This is a genomic window from Mesotoga sp. HF07.pep.5.2.highcov (assembly GCF_003666285.1).
Classification (GTDB): Bacteria; Thermotogota; Thermotogae; order Petrotogales; family Kosmotogaceae; genus Mesotoga; species Mesotoga prima.
The window spans coordinates 1-2,547 of the sequence record NZ_JFHJ01000515.1; the positions used below are offsets into that span (position 1 = coordinate 1).

Consider the following 2,547-nt stretch of genomic DNA (forward strand, 5'->3'; position numbering starts at 1 on the left):
TTCGGGACTGTTAGTTTCCGTTCTTCCTCAATATATATCATCTAGACTCATTCGTTCCGGCCCCGTTTTTTCCACGGCTTTCAAGATTATTCTTGCCTTGCCAATAGCCGTATTTCAAGCGTTCAGACTTATCTTTTCCAGACCCATCTTCACGGTCAGGAGTGAGAAATCTCCGGAAAACAGAATTGTGGAGTTTGGCAAGATCATCTCTATAACGATGACCCCTGAGGAAATAGTCATCTCGAAAGACAGGGAAGGATTGCTGATTCATGAGGTGAAGAAGTGACTTTTTACATCACCATGGCTGCAACTATCTCCTCCATTGTAATGCTTGTGTGGTTCGCCGCAGGCAGTAATCCCTGGAGGCTTCTTGTGGCTTATTCTGCTATCTCCACAAGACTTCTAATAGGTATAATTTTCATTGAGATGGTAACAAGCGTCGATTTCGTCTCGAGTGTTGCTCTTCTGTTCCTTATACTCAACACAAGCGGGACGATTATCGCAGCTTATTATATGGGAGTGCGCAGATGATGGAAATAATCGCCTACATAATTCTGATCCCTGGGCTTTTCTTCGTTGTTGCCGGTACTCTCAGGGCGGTTTTTGCACACACGATAATTGGTACACTTCATTTCCTGACCGTAGCCGATACGGTTGGACTGATATTCCTAGTAATCTCGGCGTTTTTCTTCGGTCTCCTGACGATAATCGAAATGCTCGCGTTCATAGTTGCTCTAATGGTTACGGGACCTCTCGTGACACACGTCATTGCAAGAGCTTTCATAAACTCAGGGGGAAGAGAGAAATGAGCTTTGTCATAGTCGCAATCAGCTCTTTATATATTGTCAGTGCGATAATAGTCCTTTCATCGAAAACCAATTTCCAAAGCGTAATCTGGTTTGGGATTGTCGGTTCGCTGTCAGCCATAATAATGATGATAATTGGAGCACCGGATGTTGCCATGACTCAATTTTCGGTCGGGGTGGCCCTTGTTCTGATCGTTTACATAATGGCGCTCAAGAAGCAGCGCCGTGTTCGTCTCGGCATTGTCGAGGTACCGTCGATGATTGAAGAGACACCCTCTGGATTCAGGGGTCTGGAGTGGGAGATAATCCAGCTTGTCGATGAGAAAGAGGGTTATCATCTCGAACCTGTGAAGTTTTCCAGCAAGGAAGAGGCATTGATAGCGATAGAAAACCATGATATAGATTTGATTTGCGGAGCGCTTACAGAAGACGATGTTGCCGGCAGGACGAAGGGCATTCCCTATTTGGAAACTTCGATCTTCCTGTGCAATGGAGAGGAAATCGATTTTGTGAGACTGAAGCACTTGAGCAGAAACTCCCTTTCTCCAACGCCTGAGTTTCTGAGAAAGAGCAGCTATGTCTTTGTCGTTTCGACGAATTCACCTGATCTCGAAAAGGATATCCTTGAAGGACTGGAGTTCATAAAATCTTCGGGAAACATTGAGGAGATTGTGGGGCGGTATCTGTGAGGATCGCGGGAATCATAGCTCTGATAGCCATCTTCATGATCGTTCTTTTTTCTTTTGATCCGTTCGGCAGTATTCCAGAGCCGATCGAAGAAATAGTGAATCGAGTAAACGTGCCCAATTTAGTCACAAGCGTTTATCTTGAAACAAGACTCTATGACACTATTTTCGAGATAATAGTCTTCACGATAACTGCACTTGGTGTTGCAAGCCTTTTTACTTCGCTTCCCGTTAATAGCGACGAGGGTCAGCAGGTATTCGGAACGGTTACTGTTTACAGCGGTGGACTGGCTGCACTGTCCATAACGCTCTTCCTATATGTTGTGATAAACGGTCACATAAGCCCCGGTGGAGGATTTGTTGGTGGAGTAGTTCTCGCAACGGGCGTTGTCACTTATGGACTCACTTCGAGTTTCAGGAGAGCGAGTCTTCATTATGAGATCTTCAAGGTAAACATACTGGAGAACGTAAGCCTTATTCTTATTTTTGCGTTTTCATGTTTCATCATGATCTTTCCGGAGGCTCACGCACAAATGTTATCTGAGGCTGGATTCGGTTCGGTTTTCAGCGGTGGACTAATACCTATGATGAATATACTGATAGGAATCAAAGTATATGCGGGCGCCTGGAAGATGTCCAGCGAGTTCATAGACAGACGGGGAACATTATGACGGGAATTCTCGTAATCTATTTCTCGATAATTGGAATGCTGGTCGGCGCAGTGGGCATGATTCTCTCGAAAAACATAATAAAGAAAATCTTGTCCCTTGGTATAGTAGAGACCTCCGTAAATCTTATGTATACCGGAATTTCGGCCAGAGGAGGGATAATTCCCCCCATAATCAGCGGTGACTTCTCTAATGCAAACTATGCAGACCCCATTCCCCAGGCAGTAATAATCACCGGAATCGTAATTTCATTTGCATTGCTCTGTCTTTCGCTCGTATTTGCAATCATAATTTACAACAAGTATCACACCATGAATGTCGAGACTATCGAAATGATTTTCGAGAGGGAGGAAAAATGATAGCATTAGTCTTCCTGCCCGTTCTCGG

General features: G+C 44.6%; 6 protein-coding genes. All 6 read left to right on the forward strand.

The features are described from left to right. The coding region (locus BG32_RS10910; RefSeq protein WP_121526829.1) for a hypothetical protein at positions 1-286 on the forward strand (286 nt) is incomplete at its 5' end. Continuing rightward, positions 283-531 (forward strand): hypothetical protein, encoded by a 249-nt coding sequence (locus tag BG32_RS10915; RefSeq protein WP_006489940.1) that lies wholly within the window; start codon positions 283-285, stop codon positions 529-531. The genes BG32_RS10910 and BG32_RS10915, both read left to right, overlap by 4 nt. Then, positions 528-809 carry a monovalent cation/H(+) antiporter subunit G gene (locus tag BG32_RS10920; RefSeq protein ID WP_006489938.1) on the forward strand — a complete coding sequence of 94 codons (282 nt, stop codon included), beginning with the start codon at positions 528-530 and terminating at the stop codon, positions 807-809. The genes BG32_RS10915 and BG32_RS10920 overlap by 4 nt, the downstream gene beginning before the upstream one ends. Beyond that, on the forward strand, positions 806-1,495 hold the full coding sequence (locus BG32_RS10925; protein WP_006489936.1) for a hydrogenase subunit MbhD domain-containing protein: 690 nt from the start codon (positions 806-808) through the stop codon (positions 1,493-1,495). Before BG32_RS10920 ends, BG32_RS10925 begins: the two co-directional genes overlap by 4 nt. Then, positions 1,492-2,163, forward strand: a complete 672-nt coding sequence (locus BG32_RS10930; RefSeq protein WP_006489934.1) for an MnhB domain-containing protein — start codon at positions 1,492-1,494, stop codon at positions 2,161-2,163. The genes BG32_RS10925 and BG32_RS10930 overlap by 4 nt, the downstream gene beginning before the upstream one ends. Then, positions 2,160-2,519, forward strand: coding sequence for a sodium:proton antiporter (locus tag BG32_RS10935; RefSeq protein ID WP_006489932.1), 360 nt, complete (start codon positions 2,160-2,162; stop codon positions 2,517-2,519). The genes BG32_RS10930 and BG32_RS10935 overlap by 4 nt, the downstream gene beginning before the upstream one ends. The last annotated feature ends 28 nt before the right edge of the window (positions 2,520-2,547 follow it).